The organism is Burkholderia sp. Ax-1724, assembly GCF_011752995.1.
Lineage (GTDB): Bacteria > Pseudomonadota > Gammaproteobacteria > Burkholderiales > Burkholderiaceae > Paraburkholderia.
The window spans coordinates 74,863-91,519 of the sequence record NZ_VWWL01000004.1; the positions used below are offsets into that span (position 1 = coordinate 74,863).

General features: G+C 64.6%; 18 protein-coding genes. 11 read left to right on the forward strand and 7 right to left on the reverse strand.

Annotated features, from left to right (window positions below):
* Position 1 precedes the first annotated feature (1 nt).
* Positions 2–316, reverse strand: coding sequence for a non-heme iron oxygenase ferredoxin subunit (locus tag F3J19_RS06170; RefSeq protein WP_167038845.1), 315 nt, complete (start codon positions 314–316; stop codon positions 2–4).
* A 445-nt stretch (positions 317–761) separates the two neighbouring features.
* Here F3J19_RS06170 and F3J19_RS06175 point away from each other — a divergent pair, with 445 nt between their 5' ends.
* Positions 762–1,835: a porin gene (locus tag F3J19_RS06175; protein ID WP_167038847.1), complete on the forward strand. Its 1,074-nt coding sequence runs from the start codon at positions 762–764 to the stop codon at positions 1,833–1,835.
* Between the two features lie 92 nt (positions 1,836–1,927).
* Here F3J19_RS06175 and F3J19_RS06180 read toward each other — a convergent pair whose 3' ends face one another.
* Entirely contained in the window at positions 1,928–2,899 is a 972-nt protein-coding gene (locus F3J19_RS06180) for an IclR family transcriptional regulator (RefSeq protein WP_167038849.1), read from the reverse strand.
* A 222-nt stretch (positions 2,900–3,121) separates the two neighbouring features.
* Between F3J19_RS06180 and F3J19_RS06185 the strand changes: the two genes are divergently transcribed.
* From F3J19_RS06185 to F3J19_RS06210, 6 genes are all read left to right on the forward strand, one after another.
* The gene (locus F3J19_RS06185) at positions 3,122–3,427 is read left to right on the forward strand and encodes a hypothetical protein (RefSeq protein WP_167038851.1); all 306 of its coding nucleotides are present in this window, start codon (positions 3,122–3,124) and stop codon (positions 3,425–3,427) included.
* A 106-nt stretch (positions 3,428–3,533) separates the two neighbouring features.
* Positions 3,534–5,246: an acid phosphatase gene (locus F3J19_RS06190; RefSeq protein WP_167038854.1), complete on the forward strand. Its 1,713-nt coding sequence runs from the start codon at positions 3,534–3,536 to the stop codon at positions 5,244–5,246.
* A gap of 219 nt (positions 5,247–5,465) precedes the next feature.
* Positions 5,466–5,828 (forward strand): DUF3564 domain-containing protein, encoded by a 363-nt coding sequence (locus F3J19_RS06195; protein ID WP_167038856.1) that lies wholly within the window; start codon positions 5,466–5,468, stop codon positions 5,826–5,828.
* Positions 5,829–6,263: 435 nt separating this feature from the next.
* Complete coding sequence (locus F3J19_RS06200) at positions 6,264–7,013, forward strand: DNA/RNA non-specific endonuclease (RefSeq protein WP_167038858.1); 750 nt, start codon at positions 6,264–6,266, stop codon at positions 7,011–7,013.
* Positions 7,006–7,266: a hypothetical protein gene (locus tag F3J19_RS06205; RefSeq protein WP_167038860.1), complete on the forward strand. Its 261-nt coding sequence runs from the start codon at positions 7,006–7,008 to the stop codon at positions 7,264–7,266. Before F3J19_RS06200 ends, F3J19_RS06205 begins: the two co-directional genes overlap by 8 nt.
* A 481-nt stretch (positions 7,267–7,747) precedes the next feature.
* A complete protein-coding gene (locus F3J19_RS06210; protein WP_167038862.1) occupies positions 7,748–8,134 on the forward strand; it encodes a hypothetical protein in 387 nt (128 codons plus the stop codon).
* A gap of 128 nt (positions 8,135–8,262) precedes the next feature.
* On the opposite strand, the gene F3J19_RS06215 is transcribed toward F3J19_RS06210, so the two are convergent.
* Positions 8,263–8,976 (reverse strand): Crp/Fnr family transcriptional regulator, encoded by a 714-nt coding sequence (locus F3J19_RS06215; protein WP_167038864.1) that lies wholly within the window; start codon positions 8,974–8,976, stop codon positions 8,263–8,265.
* A 101-nt stretch (positions 8,977–9,077) separates the two neighbouring features.
* Between F3J19_RS06215 and F3J19_RS06220 the strand changes: the two genes are divergently transcribed.
* Positions 9,078–9,617: an Mpo1-like protein gene (locus F3J19_RS06220; RefSeq protein WP_167038866.1), complete on the forward strand. Its 540-nt coding sequence runs from the start codon at positions 9,078–9,080 to the stop codon at positions 9,615–9,617.
* 39 nt (positions 9,618–9,656) lie between these two features.
* Here the strand turns inward: F3J19_RS06220 and rarD are convergent, their stop codons facing one another.
* Positions 9,657–10,559: an EamA family transporter RarD gene (gene rarD / locus F3J19_RS06225; protein WP_167038868.1), complete on the reverse strand. Its 903-nt coding sequence runs from the start codon at positions 10,557–10,559 to the stop codon at positions 9,657–9,659.
* A gap of 586 nt (positions 10,560–11,145) precedes the next feature.
* On the opposite strand from rarD, the gene egtD reads away from it, so the two are divergent.
* Positions 11,146–12,150, forward strand: a complete 1,005-nt coding sequence (gene egtD, locus F3J19_RS06230) for an L-histidine N(alpha)-methyltransferase (protein WP_167038870.1) — start codon at positions 11,146–11,148, stop codon at positions 12,148–12,150.
* A 62-nt stretch (positions 12,151–12,212) separates the two neighbouring features.
* Here the strand turns inward: egtD and F3J19_RS06235 are convergent, their stop codons facing one another.
* Positions 12,213–12,506, reverse strand: a complete 294-nt coding sequence (locus tag F3J19_RS06235; RefSeq protein WP_167038872.1) for an acylphosphatase — start codon at positions 12,504–12,506, stop codon at positions 12,213–12,215.
* A 138-nt stretch (positions 12,507–12,644) separates the two neighbouring features.
* On the opposite strand from F3J19_RS06235, the gene hpnA reads away from it, so the two are divergent.
* Positions 12,645–13,655 (forward strand): hopanoid-associated sugar epimerase, encoded by a 1,011-nt coding sequence (gene hpnA / locus F3J19_RS06240; protein ID WP_167038874.1) that lies wholly within the window; start codon positions 12,645–12,647, stop codon positions 13,653–13,655.
* 120 nt (positions 13,656–13,775) lie between these two features.
* Positions 13,776–14,345 carry a hypothetical protein gene (locus F3J19_RS06245; RefSeq protein ID WP_167038875.1) on the forward strand — a complete coding sequence of 190 codons (570 nt, stop codon included), beginning with the start codon at positions 13,776–13,778 and terminating at the stop codon, positions 14,343–14,345.
* 142 nt (positions 14,346–14,487) lie between these two features.
* On the opposite strand, the gene F3J19_RS06250 is transcribed toward F3J19_RS06245, so the two are convergent.
* Both F3J19_RS06250 and hpnC read right to left on the reverse strand, forming a co-directional pair.
* Positions 14,488–15,660 (reverse strand): glycosyltransferase, encoded by a 1,173-nt coding sequence (locus F3J19_RS06250; protein WP_167038877.1) that lies wholly within the window; start codon positions 15,658–15,660, stop codon positions 14,488–14,490.
* An 11-nt stretch (positions 15,661–15,671) separates the two neighbouring features.
* Positions 15,672–16,538, reverse strand: coding sequence for a squalene synthase HpnC (hpnC, locus tag F3J19_RS06255; RefSeq protein ID WP_167038879.1), 867 nt, complete (start codon positions 16,536–16,538; stop codon positions 15,672–15,674).
* Positions 16,539–16,657: the final 119 nt, after the last annotated feature.

Below are 16,657 nucleotides of genomic sequence, written 5' to 3' on the forward strand. Positions count from 1 at the left end.
GTCATTCCACCTTGATCTGGATTTCTTCACCTGCGAGACGTACGGCGTACATCTTCAGGTCACGGCCGCCCGGCTCTTTCAGACACTTGCCGGTCGGGATATGGAACACGGCTTCGTGCAGCGGACATTCGACGGTGTCGCCGTCGACAAAGCCTTGCGTCAGCAACGCGTACGCGTGCGGGCAGACGTTTTCCATCGCGTAGATTTCGTCGCCCACCTTGTAGATGCCGATTTCCGTGTCGTCGAGCTTGAACTCGAGCGGGGAGTCTTCGGACAGTTCGCCGGCATGTCCGGCGCAGCGCCATTGTTCAGTCATTTCTCGCCTTCTCCTGAGCCTCTTCGTTCCACATAAGGAACATCAGTTCGTGTATGGTCAATTATAGGAGTCGTCCCGCGCGGAGAAAATAAAAAAATCGCTCCTTAGGGGAAAACACTGACTGTCGCATCGGCGATACATCGAGGCGCCGCATGCCGCGCGCAACCGCATACCACGCGGGCCTTTGATGGATATGGCCGGAGCGCAATCCGCAGAGGGACGCGCCGCCCCGCGTGCGGGTTTATACCGATCTCAAAATTTAATTTACTCGTTCGAGGCTTCACTATACTTTCCATAGGCGATACGTCTGTCCATATATGGAACGTAAGACCCACGAGGTTCTGGCAAAGAAATCAGAACGGCATCGACAACCCCAAGTACAGGTCAGCGACGGCGCATCCGGCGAGAGTCCGCGCCGCGGGATCAGGGACCAGGAGAACCAACGGTGAAGCAAATCATTGCGGCCGGCTTGACGGCAGCTTGCATGACCCCTTGCGCATGGGCGCAGAGCAGCGTGACGCTATACGGCAGCCTCGACGCCGGCGTCGCCTACATCAGCAACGTGGGCGGCAGCTCGAAGTGGATGATGGAACAGGGCAACACGCAGCCCGATCGTTGGGGCCTGAAGGGTGTCGAAGACCTCGGTAACGGCCTGAAGGCGGTGTTCCAGCTCGAAAACGGCTTCTATACGAACACCGGCGCGATGGCGAAAGCGGGCACGCTGTTCAATCGCCAGGCTTTCGTGGGCCTCTCGTCGGACTCGATCGGCACGCTGACCTTCGGCCATCAGACGCCGTTCAGCTTCGACGTGCTCGGCACGTTCAGCACAGCCTATCTGGGCGCGAGCTGGTATGCGTTCCACCCGGGCAACATCGACGCGCTCGCCAACACCGCCATCGTGCCTTACGACAACTCGGTGAAATTCCGCTCGGCGACGTTCGGCGGCTTCACGGTCGGCGCGATGATGGGCCTCGGCAACCAGACCAACTTCGCGACCGGCCGCGAATACGGCTTCGCGGCAACGTATGCGAACGGCGGCTTCAAGGCAGGCGCGAGCTACTCCGACGAAAACAACCGCACGCCGTCGATCGTCACGACCGGCATCACGAGCTTCCAGGGTCAGCCGGCCGCGACCTATATGGCCGACAAGCTGCAGAACATGGGCGCGGGTCTGTCGTACCAGTTCGGCAAGGTACTCGTGCACGGCCTGTACACGCGCGTGAAGCTCGAAAGCGCCGGCCATTCGGACACCTACCAGAGCTACGACGGCGGCGCGAACTGGATGATCACGCCGTACAACACGATCGCCGGCGGCGCCGCGACCACGACGCTCGCCGGCCATCGCTGGACGCAGTTCATGATCGGCGACATCTATGCGCTGTCGAAGTCGACGCAGGTCTACGTCAACGCGCTGTATCAGCGCGCGGGTTCGAATACCGATGCGGCGTTCTTCACCGCGGGCGTGTCGAGCAGCCGCAATCAGGCGATTGTCCTGAGCGGCATCCACCACTCGTTCTGATTACCTGCCCGACGAGGTGAAACGGCGAGTCCGGCTGCGCAGGGCAGCGGGACTCGCCGGAGGATCTGAAGCAAGCGCCGAACGGCGTGCGGTCAATGAGCCGCGACGCGCCGGCGCCGTGCCTGCATCGCGGTCGGATCGTCCGGGCGCGGACGGTAGCTGAGACGCTCGGACAGATCGAGCGCCGCCTGGCACACGGCAATGACGAGCGGTTCGCGCTCGGCGACTTCACCGATGTCGGAGCGCGGAATCGTGATCGTCAACGCGGCGGCAATCTTGCCGCTCTGATCGCGCACCGGCGCGCTCACCACGGAAATGCCCCGCTCGAACGACGCCTCGCTCACCGCATAGCCGAGCGCCGCGCTCTCGCGCACCCGCCCGTACAGTTCTTCGACCGTCGCGGGCGTGCGCTCGGTGAAGCGCTGAAGCTGCGGTTCCGGATAAAGCTGGCGCAATTCCTCGAAACTCAGATCGCCCATCAGCACCTGGCCATGCACGGTCGCATGCGCGGGCAGGCGCGTGCCGACGTGTACCTTCACCGAACTGAACATCGGCTCGTGCGTCTGCGCCTTCGCCACGAACACGACGTCGCGCTGATCGCGGATCAGCAGATGCGTGCTGAGGCCAGTCGTGTCGCGCAGGCGTTCGAGGATCGGCGTGCCGATGTCGGTCAGTTCGAGCGAACTGAGGTACTCGAAGCCGAGCCGCAGCACCGCGACGCTCAGGCGGAAATAGCGGTCGCCGTTGGCGCGTTCGAGAAAGCCAAGCGCTTCGAGCGTCTGCAGCAGGCGAAACGTGGTGGTGCGCGGAATGCCGATCCGCTTCGACAACTCGGGCGCGCCAAGCACCGGCTCGCGCGCGCTGAATTCGGCCAGGATGCGCAGGCCGCGTTCGAGGCCCGGCACCAGATAGGTCGAGCCGCCGGTGTTTTCGTCGTCGGCGGCGCCGGTTGCGTCGGCGCTCTCCGTGAGCGGCTGCGCCGCTTCGCTGTGTGCAGTCGAAACCGCCGCCGCGCGCGACTTCAGCGGTTTGCGTCCCACGCCTGTCTGGTCTTCTTTTGCCATCTTGGCTGCCATTTCTCTGCGATTCACTGTGTATAGATCGTCATCATAGCGCGAAGCATGCGGCGCCCGGCCATGCGGCCGGTTCGGCGTGCGCGGCGCGCGACGCGCACGCGTCGGGCGCATCGTGGCGCACCGATGCGGTGCTATTCTTTGTGCCGGTCCATTGCGCGGCATGCTGCACTGCCGCGCTCTCGCGCCGCCCATGCGTAGGGAGAGCATGCCATGTCCGATGCCGTGCAGATTCAGGTTGCCGACTCGCATCTTTATCCGGGCTGCGCGGTGCGCATCGCGCATCTGCCCGAACCCGCGGCCGCGACTGAGGCGGCCAGCCGCGCCGAGGCGATCGTCGAATTCGCGGACGGCTCGGGCGCGCATGCCACCTGCCACCGGCGCGCGCATGACGAACTCGAATTGACCGTCGACGGCTATGCGACACAAAAACGTCATCCCGTGGCCGCGCGCCACTGGCTACTATTTGCCGTCGACGCGACGCACAGCAGCTGGCGTGTGAAGCGTCGGCTGCCATAAGCGGTAAACCGCGAGGCCAGCCGGCCTCCGCGCACTCGCAACCGGTGTCGCGCGCGCCGCCTCGTGCGTCGCGGATGCAAGCGTCACGTCCAACCGGAACTTACCGATGACCGACCACGATCCACACCAGCCGCCGCATCTCGACAACGCCAACGGCATCGACAACGCCGCCGACACCCCCGACGATCCCGAACGCCGGCGCGTCCTCACCGGTCTCGCGGCGGTCGGCATCGGCCTCGCGCTGGCCGGCTGCAAGACCGGCGAGGGTCTTGCCGGCAACGGGCCGCCGCGCAGCGCCGCCGATCTGCGGCTCGATGCCGCGCTGCACGATCAGGTGAAGAACATCGTGGTGATCTACGCCGAGAATCGCAGCTTCGCGAACCTGTACGGCCATTACCCGGGCGTGCAGCATCCGCTCGATGCGGTCGGCGCCGAACGCTACGTGCAGCTCGACCGCGACGGCAAGACGCCGCTGCCGCGCCTGCCGGCGATCTGGGGCGGGCTCGTGCCGCAGGCGCAGGAAGTGGGCGGCAAGCGCTACATGATCGGCGAAAAGGACCTCGAGCCTCTGCACAACCGGCCGTTCCAGATTGTCGACGCGCACGGCAAGCCGCTGCCGAACGGCGTCATCACGCGCGACCTGATCCATCGCTTCTATCAGAACCAGATGCAGATCAACGCGGGACGCAACAACCAGTTCGCCGCGTGGGGCGACTCGGGCGGCCTCGTGATGGGGCACTACCGCAGCTCTGCCGACACGCTGCGTCTGTGGAATCTCGCGCAGCAATACACGCTGTGCGACAACTTCTTCATGGCCGCTTTCGGCGGCTCGTGGCTGAACCACATCTTCCTGATCTCGGCGCAGGCGCCGTACTACCCCGACATCCACAACAGCCCGGCGAAGAAAATGGTGTCGGTCCTGGACGGCGACGGCCCGGCCGGCACGCGCCTGAAACTCGCGGCGAACTCGCCCGCCTCGGCGCTCGACGGTCCGCCGAAATTCGTCAACGACGGCGCGTTCACGCCCGACGGCTACGGCGTCAACACGATGGCCCCGCCGTATCAGCCGAGCAGCGTGCGTCCGGCCGAAGGCGGCGACTCGGCTTTCGCGGACCCGTCGGACCCGCGCGTGATGCCGCCGCAGCACTACGCGACGATCGGCGATCGCCTGACGGCCAGGGGTGTCGACTGGGCGTGGTATAGCGGCGCGTGGCAATACGCGCTCGATCATCGCGACACGGGTGCGGTGCCCGACTTCCAGTACCACCATCAGCCGTTCAACTACTTCGCCAATTACGCGCCGGGCACCGAGGCGCGGCGCCGCTATCTGCGCGACGGCGGCCTCGGCAACGATGCGTCGACCAATCGCCTGATCGCCGATATCGATGCGGGCCGCTTGCCCACCGTCACGTTCTACAAGCCGCAAGGCGACCTGAACATGCACGCGGGTTACGCGGACGTCGAATCGGGCGACCGCCATATCGCGACGCTGATCGAGCACATCCAGCGCGGCCCGCAATGGCAGAACACGGTCGTGATCGTCACCGTCGACGAAAACGGCGGCTGGTGGGACCACGTCGCGCCGCCGGTCGGCGACCGCTGGGGTCCGGGTTCGCGCGTTCCCGCGCTGGTGATCTCGCCGCTCGCGAAGAAAGGCTACGTCGATCACACCGTGTACGACACGAACTCGATCCTGCGCTTCATCACCCGCGTGCACGGACTCGCGCCGCTCGACGGCGTGGTTGCGCGCGACAAAGCGTTTGCGAGCAACGTTCTCGCGCCGCTCGGCGATCTGACGGCTTCGCTCGATCTCGCCTGAGCGAGTGTCGGAACGTTTTCGAGGCGCGATCGAGCACGTTTTATCGAGTGTATTTCTGCTCGTTTCTTGCGCTGTTGATGTGCGCGCACGACGCCACACACGTCGTGCGCGCACTTTACTTTCGTCTTTGATTCAGGTCATGTCTTTTGCCTTGCATAACGCGCGGCGCCACCTAGACTGATAAAGCACTTCGCAAACTGCACTTTGCACGGAACTGACATGCGACTGACCATCCTGATCAACGGTTCCGATCCCACCGTAAGCCACGACTATGCTGTGCTCTGGCTCGACACCGACGAACACCGGTGGTCGAGAGAAGCGCATCAAGGGATCGACCTGCCCCCATGGGGCGAATTACACGACGACGAAGACGGCGTAACCACGCTCTGCGCGCCGAGTGCCGATGCGCCGCTATGTACATTGCGCGGCCTGCACGTCGATCGCAAGGAACGCGTGAGCGCGGCACAAGGCGCCGCCGCATGGACCACGTTACGCACGCATCAAGCAACCAGCGGGTTCTGGCGCCTGCAGGCGGTGGACCGTCAAAAGGTCCGCGCGGAACACAGCGTATTCGGTAATTAAGTTCTAGCGCGATTTATCTGTCGCGCGCTTTCCGGTCGAAACTTCCGGCTCATACGCGAACGCCTGTTCGCAGGCATCAATCTGCGCGTACGCAAACGCACACGGCTGCACGTGGCGTTGCAGCACTTAAGATGGTCTTAAGCTTGTGTACGTAGAGTCGGAAGTCCACGCATTCGGGTCGCTGCAAAGCGGCCCATTTTTTTTGCACTGCGGTTTTCTGCTGCGTTCTGCCCCATGTTTTTGCGCTGCGTTCTGCGCGCCGCGATGCAGCAGCGAATCCGGTACCGAAGCCAAAGTACCGTTCATTCGCAGCCCGATGTTCTTCCGCTTCCGCCTGCTCCATTTCCGTGGGTTCGATGAGTCCTTCGAGGTCGCTCGATGCGAGCCGCGACGCTATACTTGCGCCCCCCGTCCATCGATCCGATCCCCCGACACATGAAGAAGTGGCTTGCCAGTCTGTTATTCGCCGTCGCCGCTCACGCGAGCGCGGCGCCTTCCTGCACCCAGTTCACGCCGAATGCGCAATGGCCCGTTCTCGCCAATCAGAAGATGGCGCCGAAAACGCGCCTGCTCTGCTATAGCGATTTCGCGGTGCTGCATTCGGGTATCACGCACGGTCCCCTGTGGTCCGCCGAGCATCTGACGCGCGATCATATCGAAGCGGCCAAAGAGATGGTCCGCACGAACAAGTTCTTCGAAGACGCGCGTTTGCCCGACGGCGAAGGCGCGACGCTCGCCGACTATAAGCGCAGCGGTTTCGATCGCGGCCACATGAGCCCGGCCGGCAATCGCTGGAACGAGCAGGCGATGGCGCAATCGTTCTCGCTTGCCAACGTCGTGCCGCAAGACCGTCAGAACAACCAACGATTGTGGTCGCGCATCGAAACCTCGGTACGCAAGATCGCGCTGTCCTACGGCGACACCTACGTCGTCACCGGTCCGATCTTCTCCGGTCAGCAGTTGCGGACGATCGGACCCACGCGCGTCTTCGTACCGACACAGTTATACAAGGTCGTCTATGTGCCGTCGCGACGGATGGCGTTCGCGGTCGTGGTCGATAATGTCTCGACCAACCGTTACGACATCCGGACGATTCACGAACTCGAAGCGGTATCGGGCATCCGTTTTCCGGGCATTCCGGAGAACCTCAAGGACCAGCGGCCAGGAGGACTGAAAGGTGTTTAAACCCTATTCGAACGATGACGACGTGCTCAACATTCAGGGCGACGCGCTCACGCTGAGCAACGGCACCACGCGCGTCGTGCTGAACGGCACGCTGGAATTGACGCGCGATCAGCGCGGGCTGAAGGCGGCGCTCGCGCTGAAGGAAGCGGTCGATGCGATCGTCGCAAATCTGCAGGCGGAGGCAAGCTTGCCGGCGAAAGTGAAGGACGAGCCGGATGCGAAACCGGGTGTGGTGCAAAATCCGTTTCAATGATGCCGGCGGTGTTCACCACGCTTTAGAATACGCTGCGAACGGGACGGAATTAAAGAAGGAATTGACATGGGACGCGCAACCAGAATTCTTTTTGTAATCGCACTGATCGTATTCCTGGCGTGCCTCGTGATTGGATTCCGCACTTTCGTATGGCACGGGGTTAACTACGAATTTGCTCCGAAATCGGTAAGCGTGTCGCTGATGCATATACCGCGCTGAATGCAAAGCATCGTCAAAAGGCGGGAGAACTTTTCTTCCGCCTTTTCTTTTGCGCTCTTTTCCGTTGCGCTTCTCTCTTCTCGCTCTTCCTGGCACCACCCGCTAAAACCGGCATTCCGACTTGTATCAGCGACGATGCACCCGTTACGTTTTGTCACCACGGCAGCGTCAACTACGGTATTCGGCCCTACGTTAAACCGGCAGCGCTGAAATGATTCAGCCGCGACACAAGAATCCACCGGTTCAACCAAGGAGTCACATCATGAAGACGCTTTTCGCCGCTCTCGCTTCCGCCCTGCTCGTGTCGACCGCCTTTGCTCAAACGGCCGCACCGTCGACGACGCCATCGGCACAACCCGCGCAAGCCACGCAAACGCAGCCCGCCGCTCAGGCGAATCTGAAGGCGAGCACCGCCGTGCAAACCGGCGCCACCGGCGAAAGCGCAACCGCGACGAAAGCGCCCGCGCAGGCCACCTCGAAGTCGCATGTGAAAAAGACCGCCACCCATACGAAGAAGGCCCACAAGTCGAGCAAGAAGAACGCCGTGGAAACGAGCGCCGCCAAGACTAAAACGGAGAGCGCGAAAGAGACCAGCAATGCCGCGGCCAAAGCCGACGGCGCACAAACCGGCACGACGAAAACGCAATAACACGTGATCGGTTCCGGCGCTTACCGGCCACGCCAATGTCGTTGCAATAGAAGCTGATCGAAGCCGGGCTGTGCCGTTCAGGGAGGGCGAGTCGCATGACTCGCCTTTTTTCATGTGAGCCGCGCCGGCTACGAAGCCGCACCCGCTTCGTTCGCCAATGCGCGCAGCTTGTCCGCATCGACGATCTCGATCTCCGCATAGCCGAGCTTCAACGCGCCTTGCGTCTCGAAGTGCTTGAGCACCTGATTGATCGTCTGACGCGACAACGCGAGCATCATCGCGAGGTCTTCCTGCGGGACCCGGAGCACGCGGCGCAACGCGTGGGCTTCGCCGTAACCGCCTGCCATCAGCAACAGACGGCGCGCCACGCGCGGCGCGGCAGGCAGCAGCGCCGCCTCTTCGATCGCCTCGAACGCGAGACGCAGCTTATGCGTGAGCAGCAGTCCGAACACATGCCAGTAAGCCGGCGTGCGTTCGAGCAACGCGGCAAGCGCCGCGCGCGGCACATGCAACAGTTCGGAGTCGCGCTCGGCGTAGGCGTCGTGCGTGCGCGGCCGGGCGTCGAACAGCGCGATCTCGCCGAACCAGTTCACCGGCTCGATCACCGCGAGCAACGCTTCCTTGCCCGTCGAACTCGCCGCGCCGATTCTCACGAGGCCGTCGAGCACGCAGTAGAGCCCGTCGTCGGCATCGCCGCGCGTAAAGAGCCGTTGACCGGCGGCGAGACATTCGATACGCCCCGCCTCGATCAACTGCCGCCGCATATCAGCGGGCGCCGCGCGAAACCATGCGCTGCGTTCAAGCAGCTCGGCAAGCTCGTTCGATGAAAAACGCTCAGTCATGGGACAGCATCCGTGCGCGATTGTCGCCGATTGTCGGCTACCCGATGGTTTCAAATTCCGCTGCCCGCGATTATGCTGACTTTGACACAGGAGCGGCACTCATGAGAACGCTGACGCAGCAGCTCACGCAATACGCGGCCTATCATCGCGACCGGCGCAATATCGCCACGCACTTCGTCGGCATTCCGCTGATCGTGCTCGCGCTCGCCGTGCTGCTGAGCCGCCCCGCTTTCGGCGCCGGCATGTTCCCGGTCACGTTGTCGCCGGCCTGGCTGTTGTTCGTCGCGGCCACTGTCTACTACCTCGCGCTCGACGTGCCGCTCGGCGTGATGATGGCCTGCGTGTCGGCGCTGTGCGTCGCGTTCGGCGCGTGGCTCGCCGCGCAATCGACACTGGTGTGGCTCGCCGCCGGCATCGGTCTGTTCGTGATCGGCTGGGTGTTCCAGTTCGTCGGCCACGTCGCGTACGAACACCGCAAACCCGCCTTCGTCGACGACGTAATCGGCCTGCTGATCGGACCGCTCTTCGTGCTCGCCGAAGCGCTGTTCGGCTTCGGCTGGCGTCCCGAGTTGCGCGCGGCGATCGACGCGCAGGCCGGTCCGACGCGCGGCGCGGCCGGGCGCGCCGAAGCGCATCGCTGAGCGCTCATCGCACCGGCCGTATAGGGCGCGACTCGCCGATCAGTCCGGCGCGAAGCGGATCAGTCTCACGCTATGCAGTGCGGCCAACGCGACCGAAAACCAGATCGGCACATACGTCGCCAGTTGCGTCGAAGTGAGCGTTTCGCGCAGCAGCGTAATCGACACGAACACGAGCAGCACGGGCTCGACGTAGCCAAAAATGCCGAACAGCGCAAGCGGCAAAAGACGGCTCGCCTTCAGATACGAGGCAAGCGCCAGCGTGCTCAGCGCGCCGAGGCCCGGCAGCAGCAGCCCCCACATCGCCGCGCGGCCGGCAACCGCCTGCAGCGAGCCGCCGCTGATGACGAACGCGATAGCGACCGGCACCAGCAACGCCACCTCGACGGTAAACATCGCGAGCGAATCCTGGTTGATCCTGCGACGCAGCACGAAGTACGGCGGATAACCGAGCGCGACGATCAGCGTCGGCCATGAAAACGCGCCTGTCGCCCATAGTTCGTGGCCGACGCCCACGGCCGCGCACGCGACGGCGAGCCACTGCAATGCATCGAGCCGTTCGTGATAATAAAAACGGCCGACCAGCACCATCACGAGCGGCAGCAGAAAATAGCCGAGCGAGACTTCGAGCATCCGTCCATGCAGCGGCGCCCATAGAAATAGCCACTGCTGCACGCCGAGCAAGGCCGCGCTCACGATCATCACGGCGCCGAGCTTCGGCTCGGTCATCATGCGGCAAAGAAGCTGGCGCAGAATCGGCAGACGCTTGCGCACCGCGACGAGCAGCAACGCGCCCGGCGCGGTCCATATGATGCGCCACGCGAAAATGTCGAGCCCGGTGAGCGGCGCAAGCAGCGTCGCGTAAGCAGACAGTAAGGCGAACAACGCGGACGCGCCGACCGAGAGCGCAATCCCGCGCCTGACGTCCTGGTGGTTGGGGTTCATCGCGCGGTCCGGCGGACGTCGCGCGCCAGCACTACGGCTGAGGGCGTGTGGGCTGGCGGCGCGGTGTGGGGACGCGCGGCATTCGTTGTTGTCATTGGAACTGAAGTCTCGCAAGCAGGCAGCCCCGCGTTTCATGCGGCAGACGCTGCGTTTTTGTTCTGGATCGACGGCACAAGCCGGCATTCTAGACGGGTTATCGGCCAGCGGGGTCGGCGCTTTTTCGCCAACGAGCTGCAATTTGTCCGTGCGCATCGCGTGTCGATGCACTAGAACATAACTTCATGCGCCGCCACGGACGCACCCGGTTGCGCGGCAAGCGCCGCTCAACTCGCGTACGATTCCGGTTCAATCCCGGCTCGAGCGCGAATCTTGCTACGAAGCTTTGCACGTCGTTCGCGACCGCACGAGCAGCACTCACGAGCCGGGCCGGCCCATGCAGCCCCGCATGCTGTCGCGGGCACCGTCCGCAGACCGCCGCGCGGACCGCGCCCGCGCTTCTCGCCCGCGGCATGCGTCAACCGCGTTTCAGCGCGCATGCCACCCCGGCCAGCCATCCCGCTCAACGAATGTGACTACTGGAGCCAGCATGACCCAGCCAGCCCTATCGCTCAGCCACTCGCCCTCCGACCTGCGCGCCGCCTTCGCCGCCGACGTGCGCGCCGGACTCACCCACGCGCCGCAAAAAGAACTGCCGTCGAAGTATCTGTACGACGAAGTGGGCTCCGCGCTTTTTGAAGTGATTACCGTATTGCCCGAATACGGCGTGACACGCGCCGAGGAACGGCTGCTCACGAAGCACGCGGCCGAGATCGTCGAGCATTTGCCGCACGACGTGACCGTCGCCGAACTCGGCAGCGGCAGCGGCCGTAAAACGCGGCGCATCCTCGAAGCGCTGTGTAAAAAACGCCCTACTTCTTACTGCCCGATTGAAATTTCGCGCAGCGCGTTGCAGTTATGCCGGCGCGAACTCGGCGACATCGAGCGGATTTCGATCGTCGGCTACGAGCGCGACTATCTGGCCGGTCTTGCCGAAGTGAGCAAGCAGCGCAAGGACGGCGAGCGCTTACTCGTGCTGTTTCTCGGCAGCACGATCGGTAATTTCGGCAGACTCGCGGCCACGCGTTTTCTGCGCGATATCCGCAATATGCTCGCGCCCGGCGACGCCTTGCTGCTCGGCACCGACCTCATCAAGCCGACGCCGAAGCTGATCGCCGCCTACGACGATGCGGTCGGCGTAACGGCCTCGTTCAATCTGAATCTGCTCGCGCGCATCAATCGCGAGCTCGACGGCGACTTCCCGCTCGATGCGTTCGAGCACGTCGCGCGCTTCAACCCGGACGCGCGCAGCATCGAGATGCATCTGCGTGCGAAGCGCGATCTCACCGCGCACGTGCGCGCCGCGCAATTGACGGTGTCGCTGAAGGCTGGCGAAACGATCTGGACCGAGAGCAGCCACAAATATCGCGCGGAAGAACTGCCCGCGATCGCCGACGGCGCCGGCTTCGTGTGCAGTCATCAGTGGGTCGAGCAGGAGTGGGGATTCGCGGAGAGTCTGCTGGTGGCACGCCCTGCCTCACTCACGCATACATAAAGGCAGGATGACGAAAACGGCGCGCCGGCCGCTGGATGGCGCGCCGTTTTTTTACGTGGCGCTCAATGCTGCTCGAAGCGCTCGTAGCGTTTGTCCGTCGTGCGTTCCTCGCCGCTCACTTCGCTCACGCGCGCCGCCGGCGGTCCGTGACGCAGCCACGACAGCATGCGGTCGATCTGATTGGCCGGTCCCTGCAACATCGCTTCGACGGAGCCGTCGTCGAGATTCGCGACCCATCCCTTGATGCCAAACGCGTGCGCCTGGCGCACCGTCGCGTGGCGAAAACCGACGCCCTGCACGGTGCCGCGCACCCGCACGTAATACGTTTCGATCCGCTCATCCAGATCCGGGGCCATGCCGCTCTCTCCTTTTAATGCATCGCAGTCTTTCAAGCCGGCATTCTAGTCGCCTCGCGGCGCGCGTGCCCGAGAACGCCCATCCCGCTCACGCGCCACGTACAATCCGTCGACCTTCATGCAGGAAACGGAAACAGAATGACCGAACAGAATCGCGATCTCGTGCTTGTGACCGGTGCGTCCGGCTTCGTCGGCTCGTCGGTGGCGCGTATCGCGCAAAGCAAGGGCTTTCGCGTGCGCGTGCTGGTGCGCGCGACGAGTCCGCGCAAAAACGTCGAATCGCTCGATGCGGAAATCGTGGTCGGCGACATGCGCGACGAAACGTCGATGCGCAACGCGCTGCGCGGCGTGCGCTATCTGCTGCACGTGGCCGCCGATTACCGGCTGTGGGCGCCCGACCCTGGCGAGATCGAGCGCGCGAATCTCGAAGGCACCGAAGCGACGATGCGCGCGGCGCTCAAGGAAGGCGTCGAGCGCATCGTCTACACGAGCAGCGTCGCAACGCTGAAGGTGACGAGTTCGGGCCAGTCCGCCGACGAAACCTCGCCGCTCACGGCCGCGCAGGCAATCGGCGTGTACAAGCGCAGCAAGGTGCTCGCCGAGCGCGCGGTCGAGCGCATGATCGCCGAGGACGGCCTGCCCGCCGTGATCGTCAATCCGTCCACGCCGATCGGCCCGCGCGACGTGAAGCCGACGCCGACCGGCCGCATCATCCTGGAAGCGGCGCTCGGCAAGATTCCGGCGTTCGTCGATACGGGCCTGAACCTCGTGCACGTCGACGACGTCGCGGCCGGCCACTTCCTCGCGCTCGAACGCGGCAAGATCGGCGAGCGCTACATTCTCGGCGGCGAGAACCTGCCGCTGCAGCAGATGCTCGCCGACATCGCCGCGCTGACCGGCCGCAAGGCGCCGACGCTGAGCCTGCCGCGCTGGCCGCTGTATCCGCTCGCGATGGGCGCGGAAGCGGTCGCCAAATTCACGAAGCGCGAACCGTTCGTGACCGTCGACGGGCTGAAAATGTCGAAGAACAAGATGTATTTCAGCTCGGCGAAGGCGGAGCGCGAGCTCGGCTATCGCGCGCGGCCGTATCGCGAGGGTCTTGCCGATGCGCTCGAATGGTTCCGGCAGGCGGGGTATCTGAAGGGCTGATGAAGGGCTGAGTCCCGCTTGCGCGCGGGCGTAAGCATTTTGTTACAAGTCCCGCACCCGCGACGGGTCCAAGCCCGCGCGCAGCAGGTAAAATCGCGGGTCTTATCAGAGAAACCTCGCATGAATCTTCACGAACAGCTCGGCGTGCTGGAAGTGGGCGTCGATCAGCTCATTCAGGCTGTCGTGGCCAGGCAGGCCGACAACACTCCCGAGACACCCGCGCAGACCACGGCATCGCAAGCGGCAGCAAATGCAGAGGCGACCGAGACGGCGCCGGACGCTGTGGCCGGCGCGCCCGCCAACGAAGCCGCTGAACCCGCCGCCCCGCCCGCGGGCACTCCGGCGGATGCGGCCGCCCCACAATTCCAGCCGACGCTCGCAATCAACCGCCCCGCGCGCGACGAAATCACGATGACGATCGGCAATCAGACGGTCGCGCTGCGTCCGGACCAGATCGGCCGGCTGATCGAGGAACTGTCGAATGCGCGCGCCTCGATGACACCCGAACAGCCGCAGGGCATTCCGCCGGGCTGGCAGTTCGTGTCGACGAAAAATCCGGTCATGGCGGTGCAGAAGCAGTCGAACGGCGACCGCCTGCTCGTGATGCGCCATACCGGCCACGGCTGGGTGCCGTTCACGTTCTCGCCGGACGTGGTGATCCAGATGTACATGATGCTCACGAACGCATGACGCGCAGTACCTGACGAAAAGCGCGTGAGGCAAGCGAAACGCCGAGCGCAAAAAAAGCGGCTTGATGAAGCCGCTTTTTTTATGCCTGCGCGCATCGCCCGAAGCAAACCACCGTCAGGCAGGCACCGTCAATCGCCGGCCTTCAACGCTCCTGCACGGGCGCCTGCACGCGCGCCTTCCACTGCCCGCCCTTGCCGCGCCAGTAGCGCACCGCCGACGCGAACGTCGCGCCGACATAGAACAGCGCCACCAGCGGCAGAAACGGCGCCCACAACGGCGAGCGGCGATAGTAGGCGAGCATCGGCGCATACGCGCAGCACATCGCTGCCCACGCGAGCCATGCGGGCCAGCCGAGCGGCCCGAGCACGAGCGCGGCGACCGGCGGCAGCAGATAGATGATCGCCATGCCGGCGAGCGTGCCCGCGAGCAGCAGCGGCGAATAGCGCAATTGCGTGAAGGCCGTGCGCGCGATCATGTTCCAGATCTCGCGCCAGCTATCGTACGGACGCAGCGACACGCTCTTCGCGGCCACGTCGAGCCGGATCGGATGACGCCCCGTGCCGCGATGCTTGATGCGCGCGGCGAGGCTGCAATCGTCGATCAATTCGGCGCGGATCGACTCGATGCCGCCCGCTTCCTCGAGCGCCGCGCGGCGCACCAGCATGCAGCCGCCGGCGGCCGCCGCGGTACGGTTGCGCGGATTGTTGACCCACGCGAACGGATAGAGCTTCGCGAAGAAAAACACGAAAGCCGGAATCAGCGCTTTTTCCCAGAACGAATCGCAGCGCAGCCGCACCATCAGCGAGACGAGGTCGCGCTTTTCCGCGTCGGCACGCGCAACGAGCTGCACGAGCGCATCGGCGGGATGGCCGATGTCGGCGTCGGTCAGCAGCAGGTAGTCAGCCGGCAGGCCGAGCGCGCGCACCGCCTCGATGCCTTGCGATTGCGCCCACACCTTGCCGGACCAGCCCGGCGGCAGCGGCTTCGCGCCCAGCACCGTGAGGCGCTCCGGGCATTGCAGGGCGAGCGCGGCGGCCCGCGCGGCGTCGGCGGTGCCGTCGGTGCTGTGATCGTCGACGACGATCACGTGAAACGCGCCGCGATAGTCCTGCTTGAGCAGCGACGTCACCGCCTCGGCGATCACGTCGACCTCATTGCGCGCCGGCACCACGGCCGCGACCGCCGGCCATGCGACGCGCGGCGCGACGGTCAGCGGCGCGGCCGGACGCGCGCGCCAGAAGCCGCCGCGCGCGAACAGCAGCACGCACCAGATCAGCAGGGAAACACACGAAAGAACAAACAGGACCGCCGCCATTGAGCCCGCCATTAAGCATTACCCTCGATTGAACGCGCCGTCACGCCGACGCGTCTGGACAGTTGCATCGCCACGGTGCGCGCCGCGACCACGCACCAGTCGAACGGAGTGAGCACCGGCTGCTCGCGAAACACATCGTAGCCCGCGCGCTCGATGCGTTCGAGAAAGCGCAAACCCGCATGCACGGCGGCGCTCAACTCGATGCCGAGCCGCCCCGGCATGCGCAGCGCGAGCGGCGCGCCGCGCACGAGCGTATCGCGCACGAAGTCCACCTCGTACGCCATCAGTGCGCGCCATGCATCATCGACGACACCGCCGGCAATCTGCGCCTCGCTCACGCCGAAGCGCCGCAAATCCGCTTGCGGCAGGTACACGCGCTGCCGTTTCCAGTCGGCGGCGACGTCGAGCCAGAAGCTGATGAGCTGCGACGCGGTGCAGATCGCGTCGGCGTCGGCGAGATTGCGCGGCGTCGCCGCGCCGATCAGGTGCAGCATCAGATGCCCGACCGGATGCGCCGAGCGGCGGCAATAGTCGACGAGCGCGGCGCGATCCGCGTAACGCTTTGTATCGATGTCCTGCGCGCAGCCGTCGAGCAGGTCGTAAAACGGCCCGAGCGGCAGTGTATATTGCGCGATCACGCCCGCGAGCTTGCCGAACAGCAGCGCATGCACGGGCGCCGCGCGCCGCTGCGCGACCGCGTCGAGTCCGGCGCGGAAATCGGCGAGGCGCGCATGGCGCTCGGCAGCGCTCCAGTCGCCTTCGCCGGCGATATCGGCCGCGGTGCGCACAACCTGGTAGATAATGCCGACAGGCGCGCGCAGCGTCTTCGGCAGCAATACGCTCGCGATCGGAAAATTTTCGTGCTGATCGACGTCCATCCAGCGAGCCTCGAAACCATTCTGTAATACACGGCATGTCATGCGCGCCGCAAGGACCGGTAGTTTAAGGGTTCCGCCAAACCGGTGCAGCCAGCGTCCCGGCTTGGCACAGGGCCGTG